This window comes from Gloeotrichia echinulata CP02 (assembly GCA_038087035.1).
GTDB classification, from domain to species: Bacteria; Cyanobacteriota; Cyanobacteriia; order Cyanobacteriales; family Nostocaceae; genus Gloeotrichia; species Gloeotrichia echinulata.
Window position 1 is genome coordinate 1,387,636 of record CP051187.1, and the last position, 21,673, is coordinate 1,409,308.

Below are 21,673 nucleotides of genomic sequence, written 5' to 3' on the forward strand. Positions count from 1 at the left end.
CTGGATGAAATAGATGTGCTTTTGTCATTTAGCGCGATTTGTGATATTTTGGTTTTATATTGCATTTTTTATAGCGGGATGTGGCGCAGCTTGGTAGCGCACTTCGTTCGGGACGAAGCTTAAAGCCCTATAACCCTTATTATTTCGTTAATTTTAACATAATTGTCTTCATGCAGTTGCATAAATTTGCATAAGGCAATGAGAGAACTTAAAGTTAGAAAAAATGGTAATAGCTGCCTAATAAGGTGGACTTACCAAGAAAAAAATTACTCATTAACCTGGGGAACATGGGGCAATCACGTAGAAATAATACGGTTAGAGTATGTTGGTAAGTTAATATACCAGGATTGCATTTTAAATCAGTTTGATGAATCTTTAAATAGGTATAAGTCTTACCTACAAGGAATAATTTATTCAGTTAATACTCCAAAACCTGTGGAATCTGTCAACCACAGTACTTTAAGCTTCTTACTAAATGAGCGTCAAAAAGAAACTTTCAATGATGCTGATGCTGCTTTAATAAAATTAATCAAATCTTATGGTAAAAAGATTGAAACTAAAGCAGATGCTAAAGCTTTTATGAAATGGTTGGATGATAGGGGTTTGAAACCATCTAGTAAAAAAAGATATCTAGATACTTTAAAAGCAATTAGAAAAGATATATTTGGGGAGATAAAAATAAAAGTTCCTCAAACTCCTAGGGCCAACCCCTTTACAAAAGTTGAAGTTATAAAAATATTAACTTATATCCAAAACAATAAACATTACTCAATCTATCACGACTTCATACTTTTACTTTTTAACACAGGTCTTAGAACTTCTGAAGCTATTGGTTTACAGTGGAAAAATGTTGATTTAGTAAAAAGGCAGCTACACATTTACGAGTCTTTAGGCAGGCATCTAGGAAGTAGTAATCATAGAGAGCGTAAGCCTACTAAAACTGGAAAGTATAGGGTTGTGCCAATTAACAATACTGCTTATCAAATGTTAATTAAGCGCCCTCAAGGTGGTATGGATGATTTAGTATTTACGTCTTTAAGGGGTCTACCAATAGATGACCATACATTGAGTCAAAGATGCTGGAGAAACACCCTTAAAGCCTTAAATATCGAGCATAGAGCCTTATATACAACCAGACATACATTTATCAGTCATTGTATTGATTGTGGATTAACTGTAATTGAAGTTGCCGCTATTACTGGACACACCCCGAAGGTACTTTTAGACCATTATTTGGGTCGAGTTAAGCACCCTGATTTACCAGAACTTTAATATTTATGCCGCTTCTACTTCTGGTACTTTTAAAGCCATTGCTCCTCCTGATGGTGGTAAGTCGTCATCATCTCCAAACATTCTTCGATATTTTTTAGATTTAAATTTTGGTTTATTGTTTTTGGATTGCATAATATTTTCTATAAAACTTAAGTTGTCATTATATAACTTTAGGGTGGTATATGGTTGGCGGGTTTCCTAGATTAAAAATCTGGGGGTTTTTTCGCATTTTTTAACTTGAGTCTAAATGGCTGTAACCTTTACTAGTTAAGTATTTCAGGCTTACTACCCTTACCTACTATTAAGTATCTAAGAAGGAAACAAAGAAGGAAGGAAAACAAGGAAAAGAAAGGAAAGGAAGGAAACAAAAGAAAGGAAAGAAAAAAAAATTCCTTAACTAATATTCAGTTAACTAAAGGGAACTTATGGTATCTGTAAACCAAGTAAAAGGTTTAACTGGGTGGGGCGGCTAGGTATGGGGTAGCTTTACATTCTACCCCTACAATAAAACCCTTAGTCAGCTAAACTTATAAAGCTCCACCTTCTAGCTTGGTTATGATACCTAAATAAGCCGCCCTATTATTAACTACTTGATTAATCTTACTAATCCACCTATCTTTTTTAGATGAATCTGTAAAGTTAATACTAAAACCATCATGCTGCCACAAAGTTATTACAAAGTCATTGGTGGATTTAGCAAGGTCTAGTACAGGCAATAGTAAATAGAGTTCCACTGCTTGAGCTTGCTGCGCCATTATAGACCTTATACACTCAGACCTAATGTCGTTAGGTTTTCCATTAGCTTTTTTATTTCCAGCCACCTTAATAACTTTACCGAAGATAGTTTCTGCTGAATCACAGTCATTTAATTCATTTATCCTTTTTTCTCTAGCGTCAAATAAAGATTTCATTAAAGGATGTTTAAAGAATTTCTTACCAGCATCTTTAATACCAAAAGGAAGTAACCCTTCATTTAAAAATGTAACCAGATTTATCTTACCCATTCCGTAAATTAATGAGTAAAGCGCATCCTTTAGCACACTTTTTATATCCTCGTAGGTATCTTCATCAGTCTGCTTTAGATTATTGGCATCAAACCCATAATGATTTATTAACTCAACCCAAATCTTTTTATTGCTTTGTAGAAACTCTTGAACTTCAGGTATCTCCCAAGTTTTACCTACAATTGCTAATTGACTACTAGCTAAATCAAATTCATACCATCCTTTTGTAATTAATTTTCTTAACTTCTTCTGAAGCATAGGAATAGAGTAGTTTAGAGGAAAGATACGTACAGTATTTCCTTCTCTAGAAGGCTTGTAAAAAGGCTGTAATTCGTCTCGAATTGTGTTTAAGACTTCTACCTGTACTCTCCTTTTTTCAGGGTCTTTAATGTTTGAAGCTTCCAACCATGTGTCATTATAATTAGCGGCTACAACTTTACTAAAGCTATGCACTGGAATAGAGTTCATATATGTAAGTAAATCTTTAGCTTCAGGACTGCTGAAATTAAAATAGGTATAAGCTTCTTTTTTAATTAACTCTCTGTCAACTTTCTGGAGTTTATCGCTGAATTTGTTTCCTGTATCAAAATAGACTCTATCTTCTGACATAATTTTGTAGGCTTCTAACTCAATAGCATCTTTGATTTCCTGTGGGAATTCTACCATAGCTACTCTTGATTCTCTATCTTTAAAGCTCCAATCAGACCAAGAAAAAGTTTCCACGGACATTACGTCTAATTGAAACTTAAGTAAGAACTTTTCAGCATTATAATTAGTAGAGTTTTCTAAAATATTTAGCTTATCTTCTGCTTTAGCCACACAACGCTGACTAATCATTGGGCGCCCTGTCTTTTCATCTTTTCTGCCAAACATTAGATGCCTCATAAATCTCCAGTAGCTAAGATTTTTACCTAAACCAGGAAAGCTAACTTTAATAAGGTTTCTGAATTGTAATGATACTGTTTTTCTCATAATGTGTTATAATATCTATATGATATGTTATATTTAGTTGTAATAATTTGTTAATATTATTTGATGGAGAGTAAGAAAAATGGCTTACTCTCTTTATTTTTATTTAAGCAGCCTTAGATGGTATTAAATAGCCATTTTTCTTTAATAAGTCGATTACAAACTCGATCCCACTTGGAGTGGCTAAAGTAACTGTATAAACTCTACGATTACGCTCTGCTTGAATACAAACAAAGTGGCCTTTATTCATATATTTTTGATAAGGAATGTTATTAAACTGAAGTATTCCCTGATTTTTAAGGAACTGAAATAAATTATTTCGCCCTAATCCTTTTATACCTATAACCTTTGCTAACTCTCCCATTGTAATGTTTTGACCTGACTCACAAATAGTGTTGTATAACTCAACTTTAGGCGCCATGTCAAGTACTTTAGATTCAGCTATTAATTTAGCTTCTTCTGCACTTACTAAAGCTTTCAATGCACTTAGATAATCACTAGGTAACTGTGGGGCTGCTTTAATAGCCTTAAGTTCAGCTTCACACTTAATAAAGTAAGCTCTAACTTCTTTACCTCTAGCAGTATTAGACATCATTGCCCAACTTTTTAAACAATCTTTTGTTAGGTATATTTCTTCTACTCTAGTAGCTCCTACTTCTCGTTGCTGATTAACCAGCAACGAGGAATAATCAACATTTTCTATAAATCCACAGTTAAGAAAGCTAGCTTTAGCATTAGACTTTTTAGAATAATCTAACCACTGCCAAGCATCATTAAAGTTAACTGAGAACTCTTTGTCTGATTGAACTGTAGATTTGATTTGAGATTGAATTGTAAAATTTAAGTTTGTCATAATATTATTTATTTAGTTATTTATTAATTGATTTATTATTTGGTCTTATTAAAGTTGTCTATATATGCTCTAACTGCTGATCTTATTATGTCAGCTTTTTCTAAACCTACAGAGTCAGCTATTTTTTGTAGCTTATCTGTGTCACCTGCAAAAAGTCTTATAGAAGTAATTTTATCTAACTGCATACTGAATTATATTTTATTTTTCTTCATATATCTATTATAATACAATAGGTTATAGAATGCAATAGATTACAAGAAATAATTCAGGTATTTTATAGGCAATTTTAAAACCGGCCGCCATTTAAAATAACAATAGGATATACACTAATACTAAGAATCTTTAAAACCTGTAATCTGTTTAATTAACCTACAGAAACCTTATTCTTTTACCCTTAAAATATATATCCCAAAATTAAATATTATTTGTAGACTGAATATTATTTACCTTAATAGTTAGATGGCTTTGTTTATAATCTACTGAATTTAGTACGCTTAATTAGGTAGCTTAACTTATAGCCTGCTTTAATCAGATAACTAACTTACAGTTGCTTAAATTAGATAACTAACTTATAGCCTGCTTTAATCAGATAACTAACTTACAGATAGCTTAATAATTGACTGTAGTCCAGTATACTAAACTAAAGCTATCATATATATACCTAACAGATATATACTTTCCTTATGTAACTGCCATGTGATTATATACCTACTATATATATAGTTAACAGATATATTCCTACTGATGTATACCACCCTTATGTGATGGTTATGTGATTATATAGTTAACAGATATATATCTACTAAGTATAGCTACCTATAGTAGTACACTACACCTACCACCCTACCCACACCCAGACCCCTATGTGGTAGCTCACTAGTGCAGCCAACCAAACTAAGATACACAAAGTTAAATTAACTTATTTAAATAAACTTAATCTACTTAACTGTATCTTACATAACCTTACATGTTAGATATACTAGACACCATACACACAGTGGACAGAGTAACACAGCTAACTGAAGTAGATATAGTAGTGTAGATGACTGAAGTAAGTGAACCACATAACACTACATACTACTATGACATCTCTTTGATGGTAGCTGCGAATTGGGTATCTAACACCATAAGACGTGTTCTAGCTTCTTCAGTACTGAATAGACTTATGATGACTATCTCTACATGCACACGAGATAGATAGCACATACTACCACCTCTATACGGCAACCCAAAGTCTTGTAGATACTTAATGCATTCATCATCTATAAAGTCAAGTAAGTTATTATACTCTATCTCTAACCACCTGGATACGTTTAGTAAGCTAACTCTTCTATATCCTTCTATATATTCAATATCTAATTGCATCATTAATAGTCAGCTAAGTATATATAAGTAATCTTATCCTCTCTACACTAATAATATGTGAGCTAAACTATTATGTGGGTTAATAGTAGACTACAAATTTATTTTTTAATACCCCCCTTAATAAAACCTAAACTTAGGGAGTACATAGAATTTTAACCCTGCCCGCCAAACTGGCCTGCCCTGTCTATACCTCTAAAAACCACCCTAATTTTTAACCCTACACGTATACCCTTATAACTTCCTTTATTAAGCCCACTTTACACAAGTTAATTAATGTTATAAAATGAAGTATAAATAAACTTTATTCTAGATGGCTACAAAACAAGAATTACTAGATGCTTATAAAGGAGTTAATCCTGCTGACACTAGAGAATTACCAGTTAAAATTATTCAGTTAGTAGTAGAACAAATTAAATCATTTCTACTTGGTGACGGTTACGAAAAGAAAATAAAATTTCTAGCTATCAACCCTGAACAACAAGAGCAGTTAAGTTTACAACTAGATCAAATTCAAATTTATAAATTACTAAATGACCTGTATACAGACGTACCAATTTATGGTGAAACCTATATAGAGGTCTTAGACGGCAAACTTAGGCATATTAGAACAATTGATGTTGATGATGTAAAAGTTGACCCCCTTGACCCTTTAAAGATTGTTTATCTAAAGGAGAATAGAGAGGTTTATGATCCTATTGGTAATCGGTATAATAAGGTAAAAGTAGAGCATTATTTAACCTTACCCACAGAAAGCCAGACTACTTTAGATTTATTTAACTTACCTGATTATAAATATTTTGTTAAGGTAGGTGGAGATGAACCTATAGAAATGGGTAATCATATCCCAATTGTTAGAATAGTAAATGGGTTAGATGGGCGTACTGCTCAGTCTGCTATTGAAAGATTGATTCATTTGCAGCTTGAGTATAACGAAGTAAGGTCCAGAATTAATCTAAATGGTAAACATCACAAACCTCAAGTTTATACAATTGGGACTTCTGCACCTACTTTTATAGGACGTAGTAATGCTTCTCCACTTGAAAGTATACAATCATCTACTGGGTCATCAGCTTTTAGAACAGCATTTACAAATGATGGGGCCTCAATTCTTCATCTACCAATTAGTAGTGCTGCTGCTGACGTAGGTATATCACCTCAAATTGGGTATCTACAGCCAGTAGACTCACTTTATCTTGAGAGGCAAAGGTTAATAATTTTACAAGATATTTACTCTTTAAGTGGGGTAATGGTTCTTGAATTACAGAATGCTAGGTCAGCTTCTAGTTCATCTTCTCTTAGTGTCCTTTATGAACCACTACAGAGAGCAACATTAACAAGAGCTAATTATTTAATTTCAGTTATTAAAACTATATTTTTAGAGTTAGGTATAACTATTCCCTTTAGAGTGGAATTACCTGACATGATGCCTAAAAATATAGAAGATAAGAAATTACAAATTGAAGCTGTTAAAAATAAGTTAATTTCTAGAAAGAGATACTTAGTTGAAGTTGAAGGGTTAACTCAAGACGAAGCCCTAAAAGAACTTGAACAACTAGATGCAGAAAAAGGATTAAATATTCAGTATTCTGCCGCTTTAGTTGACAGTAAAGATGCTCCTAATACAGATGAAAATACTTTATTTGAAGATAGTGTAATTAACTAATTATGGAAGAACAAGCACAAGAATTAGATTTAGGTTTAGATACAATTACACAACCTACTATTGAAATTAATTATGAAGCAGCCTTAGCTAAAACTAAACCTGACTTCCAAAGAATGGTTAAACTTCTAGGAATAAAACCTATTGGTAGTACCCAGGAAGAAGTAGAAGCAGATTTATTAGCTAAACAACAGTCTTTAGAAGTAGAATTAAAAGAGAATCTAGTTCCAAAGATTCAGAATGCTTTACAAGCTGCCTTAATTAAAAATAATAATGGTACTAACTCTACGGTTACAAAACCTGGGGTACCTGTTAACAAGACTTCTGTAGAAGAAGAACGCAAAGTAAAAGCTTGGCGTGGATATTAAATTTCGTTTATCTATTTACACATTTTAAAATTATGCAAAACGTAACTTACAACACAATTCTTTATCGGTTTATTGCTTCATCTCATTTAGATGGTTCTGTTGTTAACTTAATTACAGCAGTAGACATTCCTGAAGGTGCAGTAGTAGCTATTAATAGTTCAGGTTTAGCAATTCTATGTACTGCTTCTCTTGAGCCTGTAGGTGTAGCTCGGCACTCTCGTAAAGCAGGTACTTCTTTAGCAGTAGATAATGACTGCATTATTGAAAATCGAGGTACTTCTTTAGCCCTTACTCCTGGTACTGCTGTATTTTCTGGTGCTGCTGGTATTGTAGCAGGTACGGGAACTAAGAAAGTTGGAATTGCTCTAACTGCTAATCGAGTTAAAATTTCTGTTTAATCCAAATAATTAATTAATTAAAAATATATGACTTACAACACTACTTTTTTTGGTGAACTTAGTACTAATGACTCTGAGTTAGTAACAGTTGATAATCAATCTGTTGTATCTATCCTGAGAGAATTAGACCAGGATATGCTGTTTTACGGTGACATGAACTCTAGGTTCTTTGGTCCACTAGTAGAATCAATTAATACTCCTCAGAAAGTTGTCAAATATTATGATGGAGAAACTCTTGAAAGCTTAACTGAATCAGCCCGCCCTACTTCTAGAAATACTGTTTGGGATTACACCCAAGAAATTCCTTATGAAGAGTTTATGACTGCACTGACTCTTAGTACCAGAGCAGTAAAACTAATGACTTCTGATGAGTTGGCTGGTTATGTACAAGCTAAACTAACTTCTTTCCAAAAAGCTAGGTTTACCGCATTACGTCAAACTATTTTCACTAACACTGACCGAGTAGTAATTGACAGCATTAACAAGTATCAAACGACCACAATTCCTTTCTACAATAGCAATAGTTCTGTTGCTGCACCTTCTGTTAACGGATATACTTTCCAAGCAGGTGATTTACAACATTATACTGCTGCGGCTATTGCTGGGTCTCCTACTGTAGTTGAGATACGTACTAAACTAATTGATAAAGTTAGGCATCATGGTTACAAGCAATTAGAAATCTGGGTTAGTGATTATGACTACACTTTGGAATCTTTAAGTGCTTTTGTACCCGCAGAAAATCAAATTGGACGTAACCTTCAAGTTGCTAGTGGTGGAGCTTCTAATGACAGAATGCGCCAACTATCTCCTTGGGAAGGTTTGGTTGGTTTTATTAGCAATACTCCTATTATCAAAACACCTATAGTTCCTGTTGGTTATGCAGTTTGTGTAGGGGTTGATGGTGGAGCTAATAAAACACCTTTCTTGAGCAGAATTCCTGCTGTTGCTAGTTTAGCTGGTTTACAAACTGATGTTAAATCGAGCTTTGCTTTAGAAAACACAATTATGACTGATGGTTGGGGTTATGCACCTAATCATCGTGGGGCTGTAGCAGTTCTACAATTGAATGCTACCAGCTATTCTATTCCTAGTAACCTTTAACTAATTAGGGGGTATATCCCCCTTAAAAAACAATGTCAAATCCACTCCATAAAAATAAAGTTATTCAGTTTATTAAAAGATATCCTAATTCTAGTAATTTTACTTTAACTACAGGAAACTCCCCTATAGCAGTAAAGCCAGGGGATTCAAGTAATGATGTTAGCTTTAAACCTGGGTGTTCTGTTGGTTTATCAGGAGCCGCAGGAAACCCGGCTAATTTTAATACATTAATACAGATGTGGAATGAAGGTGGCTTGACTAGGAATAATATTAATCCTTTTGGCTTAATGAGATTATGGGCAGCCGCTTACAGAACTTATTTTGATTTTGTAAGGCAAGTAAAAAGACCTTACTTTAATCCAAGCTCAGGAACAACAGTTATTACTTCACCTATTACCCCAGAAGATTATTCAGTTACTTTTACAGGAGCAACAGGTACTGCCAGTGTATCTGGTAAAAATTTATCAGGAGTTTTTGTAAAAGGCACTCCTTCTTATAACAAAACCACTGGGTTATTAGAAGAATTAATATTGGATAAAAGAAGTTTAACTGGAGTTGATGTAGAAGGATTCTTTCCTAACTTTTTACTTAATGAATATGATGCTGGCTCTAATACTTTAGATGCTCCTTTTGGCGCGATAGGAATAATTGCAGGAGGCCCTATTAAATGTGAGTTAGCTTTTAATGATAGTGTAGATATTACTGCTATTAAAATTCCTGTACCCACAGGAGCTACTTCTTATAATAATGCAAATAGAAGCAACTCTACACCTTATAATTGGTTTCAATATAACAATTTTAAATTAAGAGCTAGTTACGATGGGCTTAATTATACGTCAGAGCTTACTTATAATAAACCTAGTCAGTCAATAGGTAGTTTACAAGTTACTTCGTACAAAAAATATATCAACAGGACTTCTACTGTATCAGTAGATACTCAACTAGATAATGCAACTAATTATGAATTGCTGACTCAAGATGTTGACGTATATAATGGCCACTTATTTAGAGGATTTCTTACAACTGGAAATATTTTATCCGCAGACAGTATACAAAACGCAGGGTCATTTAATTCACGTACTTGTGTAATAGAATTTTTCCAAGCCCCTAATACTACTATTTCTGGTAGGCCTGAATTTCAAGTGGACTTTTCTCCTATAACAAAAGGATTAGAATTACCAAACGGAGAACTAAACTTAACGCTCACAAGAAACGGGGTTCCTTTTCCTGCTAGGATAAGAACTTATTACAGTAGTGGTAATATTGTGGATACTAGACAAGATGTAACCTTTACAGCTATTAATGTAGGTAATAATACTATTTTATCAGGACTTAAAGGTAAATCATTCGTTCCAGATATATATAAAATAAATTCTCTTTATAAATTTAGACCCTTACGTATAAGTGTATTAGATATATCTAACCCTAATTCTCCAGTAGAAATAGCTTCTAATGGGAGATGTGAAAGTCTAAGTCTTAACCAACTTAAAAATTTAGAGATTACTTCTGGGTACGCTGATAACGGTGTATTAACTCCCTATTTAGTAAGCTTTATTTACGTAGTAGGTAATAAGAAAAAAATAGTTACTAACCTCAGTACAACTTCTACTGGAGAGTATACTCCTAATTTTTCTGAAAGTTTCTGGAGTACAAATTCACCAGAAAGCTATGTCTTAGACGGAGTTACATTAACTGATGAGGGCTCTTCCGTACTTAGCGTGCTGAATTTATTAAATAATCAGCTTGAAACCCTTGCAGAGCTAAGATAATAGCCATTATTTTCTGTATTTTATATTATATTGCTAAAAATTAAATTATGAACGCCTGTAAGCCTTACTTTTAAAGCAAATTTATAGACTTTAATTAATAATTAAGCACGCTAAGTACGCAGGAACCGTTTTTGTTAAAGTAAAGCCCCCTGAAGAGGAAGAAGAAACTGAAATTGTTAATTCTGAAGAAATTGAAGAGGAGCCTTTAACTGATGAAGAAACTGATGAAGATATGACAAATATTAATTCAGAAAATGTAGATTATTATAGAAAAAAAGTAGTTCTAAAAAGAATTAGAAAAAGTAACATAAACACTTTTAACAGGTTAAATAATTCTATTATATCTAAAGAGTTAAAAATATTAACAAAACCTGATTTTATAAATAAAACAGTACAATCTATTCTTGCTTTTGATTTTACAAATATAGGCTATAAACCTATCTTATCTTTAAATAGTTATTTAACTTAATTTATTATTATGCCATCATCAATTACATGGGATTTATTTGAAAATACTTATCTGAAGCCACAAATATTTGATATTTATGGTAATCAATATGACGAAGAAATTCTTAAGAAGACTACTTACTCAGCTATAACTGATTTAGTATCTAAAGGTTTAGTAGATATTGGTCCTTTACCTGGAACTACTACGATTGCCCCCACTGTTCAAGTTACATATTTAAACCCTAGTCAAGTTACTGTAGGTAATAGATTTTCAGTTACTTATAAAAATGCTACTGTTTCATTTGTAGCTACTGCTGCGACTATTTCTAATGTAACTTCAAACTTAACTACTTTAATTAATGCTAACACTACTTTTAATGCTGATATTACTGCAATTGATGACTCTAATAGGGTTAGGTTACTAGGTAAAACAGCAGGTCAACAATTAGAAATCTTTACTGTGGCTGAGAGAAATACAGGTACTGGGAACCCTGTATTAGAATTAATTATTAATACTAAACCTAAACAAGCTGAGTTAGTTGTTAATGACCTTACAACTATTACAGCTAACCATTCAGATGCTTTTATTGTAATAGCAGCCGGTGTTAAATACTTTCTTATCTCTGACCCAATTACTAAACTACAAACTGCTGCTGGTTTAGATTTAACTAAAGATAAAACTTTAATCATTGCTGCTAAATCTAGCTATGATACTTTTGTTCTTGCTTATTTAAGAATTAGAATTTTAAATGAAATTAGTGCAGAAGACTTTTGGAAAGAAAAATTATCTATTAGTTCTAGTCAAACTGAAGGTAGTAACACTTCAGGTCAATTAACTTTAGCAGAAAGAATAGCCTTAATTAATGCAGAAAGAGATAAAAGTTTAGCTGAAATTGCTAGGCAAGAAACTAAAGATTTAACTTTAGGGGACCAAAAAAGGTTAACCTCTATTGAATTAAAACAAATTGATAGAGCTTATGAATTAGAAGATAAAGCAGCTTTACGAGAAAAAACTGCAACTAATGGGGCATGGACTTCTGCTGGACAATTTACTATTTCTTATTTACTAGACCATCAAACTGAATTAGAAGACACTGTACCGATATTACAATTAGATTTAAATAATGATGATTTTGGTATTCCTACTGTAATAAATGGGCAATCTTATGGTGGTCACTTTATAGAAACTAAAAGATACAGTAGACTTGATATAGAAATTGTAGCTTCTTCTAATGTTAGCTTTGTTCTTAAAGAATTAGTAGGGACCAGTTGGGTACAAGTAAGCCCTTCTATAACTGATAATGCTATTGTTAAAAGTTATTCTTTAGTAAATACAAATGTGATTAAAGTAGAAATTACAGGAACTGAATCTAATACACAATTATTTATTATAGGCACTTTAAAAGGATATTAATATGGCTATAGAAATTAACCCAAGCACCCCGTCTAACCCGATACCTAGTGTAAATGGTATTTCTGTTATTTGGTTAGGTAATTGGTCTTCTAATAAGATTTATAGACGCAATGAAGGAGTATTTTATAATGGTTCCAGTTATAGAGCTAATAAAACTACTAGTCAAACTCCTTCTCTTTTAGCTACAGATTGGGATTTATTAGCTCAAGGTGGTGGGGAAACTATTAATTCCACTAATCTAGATGAGCTAACTGATGTTGTTATTACTTCCCCTACTGACGGTCAGTCTCTTGTATATGATAACTCTACTGGTAAATGGGTTAACGTAGCGCGAAAGTCCCCACCTTCAGCGTACTCGCAAGGTGGGGATGAATAGCGGGCTGCGACGATTGCATCTATGACCAAAATCGACCGCAAGGTTGATAAGGGAATGGATGTATGAGGAGTAGCCATTCATTCATTTGGGGATTCTTGAGATTGTATATATTGCTTGATTTTTTCAATTGGTGCGCCGCCAGTAGAAGAGACATAATATGAACTAGACCAAAAAACAGGTTGACGATAAAAATTAGATAGATGTTCTGAGAATTCTTTCTGAATAATTCTGCTTGATGCTGATTTTAGACTACCTACAAGAACGGATAAGTTGTTATCTGGGTGGAAATCAACTAGCAAATGAACATGATCCACTTCGCCTGAAAACTCGATTAGTCTGCACTTGGTTTTTCTACAGACATTTGCAAATATTTCTGGCAACCGTTCCAACATTGAAGCGGTTATTGTTTTGCGTCTGTACTTGGTTACAAACACAAAATGTTGGCGAATAGAGAAAACAGAATGAGAGCCTTTTCTGGGAAGAACTTGACCAAAGAGGCGGAGGGGCAGGGAGCAGGGAGCAGGGGGAGCAATCCCTGTCCCGTTCGCGGAGCGTCTCGCAGAGAAGCCGTGAAGCGGAGCGGAACATGGGTATCTTCGCGGAGCGTCTCGAAGAGAAGCCCCGCCCTTCTAGGGCGCTCTTACTGGGGCGGAGTACAAGCTCCGTCTCAGTTTTCCCCCTTGCTCCCTGCCCCCTGCTCCCCTGCCTCTTTTGACAAGCCTATAGGTCAACTGTAATATCATAGAATAAATGTAAAAAGGAGGCAAATAAATCAGTGGCTACAAGACGGATGACTTTCAGGTTATACCCAAATAAGCAGATAGAGAAGTCTTTGCGGTATCACCGAAAGCTCCATAAAGACTTGTATAATGCTGCTATTTATAACAGATTCACTCAATATCAAAAGTTCAACCACAAGGTTGATTATTTTGAACAACAGAATTGTTTGCCAGAGTTCAAAGAAGTTTGGATAGAGTATAAAGAAATCAATTCACAAGCTCTACAAGCAACTTTAAAACGTGTTGATTTTGCTTTCCAACGCTGGTTTGTAGGATTGGGTAAACGCCCTAAATACAAGTCAATTCGCCATTATTCTGGTTGGACATATCCAGCTAAAACTGGTTATTCTGTAGAATCTAATGGCGAAAATGGGTATTTGAATCTGTCTAAAATTGGACGAATTCAAATGAGGGGTAAAGCTAAGTATTGGGGTAAACCAACTACTTGCACAATTGTTTACAGAAATGGTAAATGGTACGCATCAATCACAATTGATGCTTTAGACCAAGTTCTCAAGCCAGAAATTTTACCAACGGGTGCTATTGGTATAGATTTAGGATGTAAAGCAGCATTGTCAATTACTGATGGCGAAAATCATCAACAGATTGAAGCGCCAAAGTTTTTGAGGAATGCTGAACAGAAAATAAAAAAAGCGTCTAAAGAGAAGAGACGCAAACGCGCACCAAATAGAAAGAAAAAAATTAAAGCTTCTAGAAGATGGAAAAAATCCCAAGCTAAGGTTAGCAAGATAACTCGCAAGGTTGCTAATCAAAGACAGAATTGGGTGCATCAAGTTGCAGCAGAAATAGTCAGCGGTAATAGCTTCGTTGCAACTGAAAAACTAGAAGTAAAGAAGATGACCAGCAAGGCTAAAAAAGGTAAGCGCAAGAAGCAAAAATCGGGTTTGAATAAGTCAATACTTGACGTAGGTTTTGGGATGCTACGCGATACTGTCAAATACAAAGTAGAACAAATTGGTGGTGTATTTGTAGAAGTTCCAACCCTGAAGGTAAGGCCTAGCCAAACCTGTCCAAAGTGCGGTCATCAACATAAGAAAACACTTGATATTAGAGTTCACGAGTGTGGTGTTTGTGGATACCGTCAGGACAGAGATATTGCTGCTGCCGAGGTAATGCTTTACTGGGCTAAAGGCACTCTACCGGAGTCAGGAACTGGCTTCGTAGGCGCAGAGCCATCTAGCTCTACTTCATGTACTCGCAAAAAAGCGGGAAGCATGAAGCAACTAGGGGCAAAGAAGCGTCAAAAATCTACAGAAAGCTTTGCTAGAAACGAACTGAGGGACGTAGAAACCCACAGTTCAGGCGGAGCCAACTGTGGGTAGTTCATCGAAACTATTATTTCTAGTGGTGGTGGATCTGGTGAAATAAATACTGCGTCTAATGTAGGTACAGGGGGAGTAGGGGTATTTAGACAAAAAACTGGTGTCAATTTAGAGTTTAAAAAACTTAATGCTGCGTCTAATAAAATATCTGTTACAGATGACACAACTAATTCTGACGTAGATATAGATGTAGTAGAAGCTAATTTAACCCTAGGAAACCTTGCAGGTACTCTTCCAATAAGTAAAGGTGGAACGGGGTCTACTACTTCCTTAGATGCCTTAACAGCTCTTGGAGCAGCTTCTAGTACAACATTAACATCACATACAGGAAACACAAATAACCCGCATAACACTACTGCTGCTCAAGTAGGAAATTCTACTGCTCAATGGAATTCAGATAAACTTCAAGGGGTTAACATACATACGGCTGCTCCTACTAATGGGCAAGTGCTAACTTACAGTAGTACTAATACTAGATGGGAACCTCAAACCCCTACGGCTTTTGGAGAAGCTAACACTGCTTCTAATATAGGTACGGGTGGAGTAGGTGTATTTAGACAGAAAACTGGAGTTAATTTAGAATTTAAAAGGCTTAATGCTGGGTCTTCTAAAATAACCATTACAGATGATACAGTCAACAATGAAATAGATATTGATGTTACTGAAGCCAACCTTTCTTTAAGTAATATAGGTGGAACTTTACCTCTTACTAAAGGCGGTACGGGTGCTACTACTGCATCTGCTGCTTTAACCGCCCTTGGTGGATTAGCTAGTACCACCAGAGGTGCTGCTAACGGGGTAGCAAGTTTAGATGCTAGTACTTTAATTCCTATTGCACAAATACCTTCTACCATTGCTAGAGTAAGTCAGGTTACAGCATCGCAAGTAGGTAATACAACTGCTCAATGGAATGCTAACCAGATTCAAGGAAGAAGTGTAAGTTCTACCGCCCCTACTAATGGTCAGGCTATAGTTTGGAATAGTACTAGTTCTACTTGGCAACCTACTACAATATCTGGATCTGGTGAAATAAATACTGCGTCTAATGTAGGTACAGGGGGAGTAGGGGTATTTAGACAAAAAACTGGAGTTAATTTAGAGTTTAGAAATATTAATGCTGGTAGTAATAGAATTACCGTTACAAGTGATACTGTTGCTAATGAAATAGATATTGATGTCATTGAGGCTAACTTATCTTTACCTAACTTAGGTGGAACTTTACCTATTTCTAAAGGTGGTACAGGTGCTACTACCGCATCTGCTGCTTTGACTGCTTTAGGGGGGTTAGCTACAACAGCTAGAGGTACAGCTAATGGCGTAGCTAGTTTAGATGCCAATACCCTAATCCCTGATGCTCAAATACCAACAAGTATTGCTAGAGTAAGCCAGGTTACAGCATCACAAGTAGGTAATACAACTGCTCAATGGAATGCTAACCAGATTAGGGGAGCAAATATATCTACTATTCCTCCTGCTAACGGTCAAGTATTAACTTATAACACAGCTAATACTTCTTGGGAGCCTTCTACTCCTTCTTCTGGTGGTGGTGGGGGTAGTGGGTCTAGTAATGATTATTTTACAGGCTATATTTCTAATAGAAGTTATCCTTTAGCAAATTCAGGATCACGGACATCGCTTTATTGTCCTCTAGATACATGTATATATGTTCCTTTTTATTTACCTAAAGGTGGAACTTTTAACCAAGTAAGCTTTAGGGTGGAGTCCGGTGCTTTTGGAAATGCTAGAGTGGGTATTTATAGTCATGATAGCTCAACAGCTCTACCAGGTACTCTTATTTATGATTCTGGGGCAACTTCTGTGCAAACAACAGGAAATAAATCTATAAATGTAACCTGGGCTTTTTCTGTTGGGTTATATTGGTTTGTTTTTTGTTCTTCAGCAAATATAACAATTTCAGGATGTACCTCAACTGCTTATAGTGAATTTTTATTAGGGGTTAATATAACAGATATGCTTAGTGATTTTGTTGGTCGCTTTATAGTTAATCAAACTTTTGCGACATTACCAACAACCCCAACAATTTCAACACGTTTTTATGATTATCATTTCCCATTAATTTATTTAAGGGCAGCTTAAATAAAAACTTATTGTTTTATAAAAATATTAAATATATGTGGCTTAATTAATAACGCCCAGTTATACAGCACTTTCCTGAATCATGAAGTACAGTAGCAGCAGTTAGCAAACCAATTTCGCAGATGCATAGGATTGATTAGATTTAAAGCAATTGCAATCAATACATCTACCATTTGAGTAGTTTTTGGAGAAAATGTTTTGATAAAAGCTTTAAGCTGTGACCACCAATGTTCAATGGGATTAAAATCTGGTGAATAAGAAGATAGATTGATGACACTGGCACCAACAGATTCAATTATGGGCGTAATTTCATCGATCTTATGGGCAAATAGGTTATCCATTATGACAACTGCACCTTTCCATAATTGAGGCACTAACAACTTTTCTATAAACACGCGAAAAGCATTACTATCCATTGAACCATCTAGTGTCATCACAGCCAATACTTTATCCATACTGATTGCGCCGATAATAGTGACTTTTTTACCTCGATAAAATGGTTTTACATCATATACTCTACTTCCTTTTTCACTACGAGCTTTTGGACGCATTAACCCAAGCAGTAAGCCTGCTTCATCCAAAAAAACCAGATTTTTCGGCTCTATATCTCTGACTTTCTCTCTGTATTCACACCTGAGCAATTGAACTCTATCGGTAGCTGCCTGACTGCTGCGAACCGTTTTTTTTTTTACGAGTTAGATTTAATTTTTGCAATTCTCTACACATCATGCTGGAACTCACTAGTTGCCCCTCAGTTAAGAGCCAATATTCACAATATTCAGAGAGAGTTGCATCTGGATACTTTTTTACCAATGCAACAAGTTGAGCCGCAGAATCTGCTAATACCGCTTTTTTTCTTGTCCCTTGCTTACCAGGATTAACATGTCCTTTCTCTTTATACTGTCTCAACATTTTTTGTACAAAAGCTTTACCAACACCAAAGTTTACAGCTAACTTTCTAACTGAAATATTTCCTAACTGATAAGCATTGACTATTTTTTCTCTCAGATCGACGGAATATGGTTTCATAATAATAATTTATCTATCTTACATATTGTACTTCACATTGCTGGAAAGTGCTGTAATTGATACAACCTAATTAAATTAAAAAAAATAATAAGGTTTCTTTAGGAACCTTATTATTATCTCTCTAATTAATTCTTAAATCTTTATTAAAAATATAAAAAATAAATGGAACACCAAACTCAATATCAATATATAAAATTAACTCCAGATACCCAAGCTAAAATAGTTGACCAAATATTAGTTCAATCAGGGGGTGTTGGATTAGGTATTATAGCCACATTTCTAACTTTCATAATATTAGCTAAATGGATGGGAATAAATAAACTTATTTCTAAATGGGTGGACAAATTAGAAAGTGACGCTGACTCTTTTAAGTCTTTAGCTAATTCTGTAAAAGATATGATAGAAGAAACTAAAAGTTATCATGCTACTTATGTAGCTAATCACACTAAAATCATTGATACAGTAAAAGAAGTAAAAGAAATAGTAAAAGAGCTTACATACAAATTAGATAATAAATAAATTAAGGGTGTAATTACCCTATAAGTTAGTATTTACATATGATATCCTTAAATTATATCAATAATTGGAGGGTATTTTTGGTTTTATATAGAGATAGTGCTGTATATAAACATAGATATTTAAATGGAACAAGACCACTACCTGAAAGATGTTCTTATATAAAAAAAGACGGCACTCAATGTAAAAATAATGTAATGGTGGGTTATAAATGTTGTGCGGCTCATGGTGGTAAAGCAGCTAAAGCAAGAATTACACATGGTCTACACTCTAAATTAATTAAACAAGAAAATATGAAAGCTATTAAATCTTTAAGTAAAAAAGAAAGAAAAGAATTATTAGAAACAGATTACAGTAAAGAAATTTTATTAGATAATAGCATTATGCTTACTGATGCTATGATTGGTAGGCTTCTAGATCACCAAAATACTTTATTAGAAAGATATAATTTAGCAATAACACAGTTTAATAGTTTAACGAGTGATTCTCCTCCAAGAGAAGTCGAAGTACTATCTAATAATATTAATGGATTAAGTAAAGGTATTACTGACTTATCTAAAGTTATTCAAATTCATCAAGCTCAGATTAATGCTACTCTAAAAACCAGAAAAGAACTTAGAGATAAAAATGAAAACGACCTTACACTTAAAGCTTTATATGAACAATTAAGTGTAGACCCTAAAGAGTTAATTCAAGATTTAGTAAAAGCATATCTGACAACTAATCCTGGGGCTAGAGTTGATGAGCTACTTTCTTTAAAACCAGCAGATGTAGAGATTGAATATGAGTTGGGAGACGATGACTAATGGATTTAAATTCTATCCCTTCTGATTTGGAAGGAATAATTAAGTCAGATACTTTAAGATATCAATTTATTGCTGGGGCTAATGACCCTGTTTTATTTATTAAATATTTTCTTGGTGAAAAAGTAAACTATTATTTAAACGAAGTTGAAAGAGTACACCCAGAAACAGGAGTATTAATTAAAGGACATCCTAAACAAAGACAATGGTTAAGGCAAGCTGTAAATGCTAATGAAGGGGTATTAAAAGCAGGCTCTAGAAGTGGGAAAACTTTTGTTACTGCTCTTATGCACTTATGGTTTTTATTCTATAGAAAAAGACCTAATACTTCTGTATTTTATGGTGACTATAGTAAAAGATTTCAATCAATAAACTGTGCGCCTTCTTTAAAGCAAGCAAAATTAGTTAAGGATGAAATAATCAACTTAGTTAATGATAGCCCCTTCCTGACCAGTATAGGGTTCATTAAGCACATTTCTGATGGGCAGCAGCCTTTTATAGAAACTTGTTTTAACAGTATTATTTGGTTCCAAGCTACTGTACAAAAAGGTAGATTTATTTTAGGTTTCTATTTAGATGTAGCTACACTAGATGAATCTGCTTCTGAATATGCTCTTGAACATTTAAGAATGAAAATATTAAATGTTAGAGGTACTGAAGTTAGTGGACGTAAGTATTTTATTTCTACACCCCAAGGTGAAGGAGATACTGCTGGACAAGGTGCTATTTACTTTAGGAAGATGTGGAATGAGTTTAAGGAAAGAAGACTTAATCAAGATAAATCTGTAGTTATTGCTGAGTTTTCACAGTTTGATAACCCTGTTAACCCTGAAGAAACCATCAGGTCAAATATGGTTAACATGACTCAAGCTCAAATTAGAGAAGAAGTATATGGTAAATTTGCTAACTATGGTGCTACTTTCTTTGCGGGTAATTACTTAGATAAGGCTATTGAAAAGGGTGAAAAGCATACTTGTTTCTTTCCTTATGATGACCCAGTTACAGGATATTGTTTACCTGAACATGGGGCTAGTTTACATTTACCTTATTTACCTAAAGGTGGTCCAGGTTCTCAGTTCTTTACTGGAGTAGACGTTGCTGGTTGTACTAATGGTGATAGCACAGTTTTAGTTACCCTTCAGTATATTGATAGAGAATTAAGAATTGTAGCCTTTGAAAGAATTAGTAAGACTCCTTTGTTTGATCAAAATGGGTCTATTGAAAGAATTAACCGTAGATTAAATCAGTTTCCTGGTGAACTTTATTATGATGCTACTGCTTTAGCTGGTCAATATTTAAGGGAATCTATAGAAAAAGAATTACCTGGTGATTTAGCTGAGAAATGTATACCTATTAATAGCAACAAAAAGCCCGGTAAATCAAAACATAATCATAAAACTTTAATGTTGTCTAATTTGGCTGGTTGTATAGAAAAAGCTAAATTAGTAATTCCTTATGACGAACAAGATAGATTAAAACAACTTAAGACTGAGTTAAGATTTTATAAATTAGATGATAAAGGGCTGCCTACTGATTGTGTCATGGGTTTAGCTTTAGCTGCTTATGCTTGGAAAAGAAGGAAAAATACTAGTATCTATGGTGATGATTTATGGAATGAAGACGAAGACTACCAAATAATTATGTAGTCTAAAATACCAAAACTGATTTACTACTTAATATTTCTTAATATAGTTGTCTTGACTTAATTTGCATAAACTTGCATACTAATTAAGATGAAGACAATTATATAAAACTAACAGAAAAGCTAGAAAACTTACAGAGTAAGGCTTACGGGATGTGGCGCAGCTTGGTAGCGCACTTCGTTCGGGACGAAGGGGCCGCTGGTTCGAATCCAGTCATCCCGATTTTGTACATTCGCGAATTATATGTCGCAATTCGCGAATTAGTGTCGTTATTCGCAAATTAATGTCGCTTGGGCGGTCTTAATGTAGGTAATTTAATTACACTAAGTTTTTCCTATTCGGTAGGGATTTTGCCTTTTTCTAGCCAGGTTTCAAATTCTGGGTGTTTTCCTACCTGTGCCAATAATTCATTGATAAATGGTGTATTTTTTTACCATCAGTTCCCACAGTTGACGGAGAGTGTCTTC

General features: G+C 34.3%; 19 protein-coding genes and 1 tRNA gene. 14 read left to right on the forward strand and 6 right to left on the reverse strand.

Going from position 1 to position 21,673, the window contains the following annotated elements:
* Positions 1-198 precede the first annotated feature (198 nt).
* The gene (locus HEQ19_06305) at positions 199-1,272 is read left to right on the forward strand and encodes a site-specific integrase (GenBank protein WYL99189.1); all 1,074 of its coding nucleotides are present in this window, start codon (positions 199-201) and stop codon (positions 1,270-1,272) included.
* A gap of 3 nt (positions 1,273-1,275) precedes the next feature.
* Here HEQ19_06305 and HEQ19_30710 read toward each other — a convergent pair whose 3' ends face one another.
* From HEQ19_30710 to HEQ19_06315, 3 genes are all read right to left on the reverse strand, one after another.
* A complete protein-coding gene (locus tag HEQ19_30710; GenBank protein ID WZI67123.1) occupies positions 1,276-1,404 on the reverse strand; it encodes a hypothetical protein in 129 nt (42 codons plus the stop codon).
* Between the two features lie 395 nt (positions 1,405-1,799).
* Positions 1,800-3,248: a hypothetical protein gene (locus tag HEQ19_06310; GenBank protein WYL99190.1), complete on the reverse strand. Its 1,449-nt coding sequence runs from the start codon at positions 3,246-3,248 to the stop codon at positions 1,800-1,802.
* Between the two features lie 103 nt (positions 3,249-3,351).
* On the reverse strand, positions 3,352-4,098 hold the full coding sequence (locus HEQ19_06315) for a phage antirepressor KilAC domain-containing protein (protein ID WYL99191.1): 747 nt from the start codon (positions 4,096-4,098) through the stop codon (positions 3,352-3,354).
* Positions 4,099-5,773: 1,675 nt separating this feature from the next.
* On the opposite strand from HEQ19_06315, the gene HEQ19_06320 reads away from it, so the two are divergent.
* From HEQ19_06320 to HEQ19_06350, 7 genes are all read left to right on the forward strand, one after another.
* A complete protein-coding gene (locus HEQ19_06320) occupies positions 5,774-7,126 on the forward strand; it encodes a hypothetical protein (protein ID WYL99192.1) in 1,353 nt (450 codons plus the stop codon).
* Between the two features lie 2 nt (positions 7,127-7,128).
* On the forward strand, positions 7,129-7,491 hold the full coding sequence (locus tag HEQ19_06325; protein ID WYL99193.1) for a hypothetical protein: 363 nt from the start codon (positions 7,129-7,131) through the stop codon (positions 7,489-7,491).
* Positions 7,492-7,523: 32 nt separating this feature from the next.
* A complete protein-coding gene (locus HEQ19_06330; GenBank protein WYL99194.1) occupies positions 7,524-7,889 on the forward strand; it encodes a capsid cement protein in 366 nt (121 codons plus the stop codon).
* A 27-nt stretch (positions 7,890-7,916) separates the two neighbouring features.
* Entirely contained in the window at positions 7,917-8,990 is a 1,074-nt protein-coding gene (locus HEQ19_06335) for a hypothetical protein (GenBank protein WYL99195.1), read from the forward strand.
* Between the two features lie 32 nt (positions 8,991-9,022).
* A complete protein-coding gene (locus HEQ19_06340; GenBank protein ID WYL99196.1) occupies positions 9,023-10,759 on the forward strand; it encodes a hypothetical protein in 1,737 nt (578 codons plus the stop codon).
* 478 nt (positions 10,760-11,237) lie between these two features.
* On the forward strand, positions 11,238-12,620 hold the full coding sequence (locus HEQ19_06345; GenBank protein ID WYL99197.1) for a hypothetical protein: 1,383 nt from the start codon (positions 11,238-11,240) through the stop codon (positions 12,618-12,620).
* A 1-nt stretch (position 12,621) separates the two neighbouring features.
* A complete protein-coding gene (locus HEQ19_06350; protein WYL99198.1) occupies positions 12,622-12,996 on the forward strand; it encodes a hypothetical protein in 375 nt (124 codons plus the stop codon).
* A gap of 77 nt (positions 12,997-13,073) precedes the next feature.
* On the opposite strand, the gene tnpA is transcribed toward HEQ19_06350, so the two are convergent.
* The gene (gene tnpA, locus HEQ19_06355) at positions 13,074-13,505 is read right to left on the reverse strand and encodes an IS200/IS605 family transposase (protein ID WYM03283.1); all 432 of its coding nucleotides are present in this window, start codon (positions 13,503-13,505) and stop codon (positions 13,074-13,076) included.
* 281 nt (positions 13,506-13,786) lie between these two features.
* On the opposite strand from tnpA, the gene HEQ19_06360 reads away from it, so the two are divergent.
* Together HEQ19_06360 and HEQ19_06365 are read left to right on the forward strand one after the other, a co-directional pair.
* Entirely contained in the window at positions 13,787-15,118 is a 1,332-nt protein-coding gene (locus tag HEQ19_06360) for a transposase (GenBank protein ID WYL99199.1), read from the forward strand.
* Between the two features lie 447 nt (positions 15,119-15,565).
* Positions 15,566-17,215: a hypothetical protein gene (locus tag HEQ19_06365; GenBank protein WYL99200.1), complete on the forward strand. Its 1,650-nt coding sequence runs from the start codon at positions 15,566-15,568 to the stop codon at positions 17,213-17,215.
* An 80-nt stretch (positions 17,216-17,295) separates the two neighbouring features.
* On the opposite strand, the gene HEQ19_06370 is transcribed toward HEQ19_06365, so the two are convergent.
* Both HEQ19_06370 and HEQ19_06375 read right to left on the reverse strand, forming a co-directional pair.
* Complete coding sequence (locus tag HEQ19_06370) at positions 17,296-17,856, reverse strand: IS630 family transposase (protein ID WYL99201.1); 561 nt, start codon at positions 17,854-17,856, stop codon at positions 17,296-17,298.
* Positions 17,857-17,863: 7 nt separating this feature from the next.
* Positions 17,864-18,244, reverse strand: a complete 381-nt coding sequence (locus HEQ19_06375; GenBank protein ID WYL99202.1) for a transposase — start codon at positions 18,242-18,244, stop codon at positions 17,864-17,866.
* Between the two features lie 162 nt (positions 18,245-18,406).
* On the opposite strand from HEQ19_06375, the gene HEQ19_06380 reads away from it, so the two are divergent.
* The 4 genes from HEQ19_06380 (at position 18,407) to HEQ19_06395 (ending at position 21,428) form a co-directional block, all read left to right on the forward strand.
* Complete coding sequence (locus tag HEQ19_06380; protein WYL99203.1) at positions 18,407-18,763, forward strand: hypothetical protein; 357 nt, start codon at positions 18,407-18,409, stop codon at positions 18,761-18,763.
* Positions 18,764-18,840: 77 nt separating this feature from the next.
* Positions 18,841-19,566 (forward strand): hypothetical protein, encoded by a 726-nt coding sequence (locus HEQ19_06385; GenBank protein WYL99204.1) that lies wholly within the window; start codon positions 18,841-18,843, stop codon positions 19,564-19,566.
* A complete protein-coding gene (locus HEQ19_06390; GenBank protein WYL99205.1) occupies positions 19,566-21,209 on the forward strand; it encodes a hypothetical protein in 1,644 nt (547 codons plus the stop codon). The genes HEQ19_06385 and HEQ19_06390 overlap by 1 nt, the downstream gene beginning before the upstream one ends.
* Positions 21,210-21,354: 145 nt before the next feature.
* Positions 21,355-21,428 (forward strand) — tRNA-Pro (locus tag HEQ19_06395).
* The last annotated feature ends 245 nt before the right edge of the window (positions 21,429-21,673 follow it).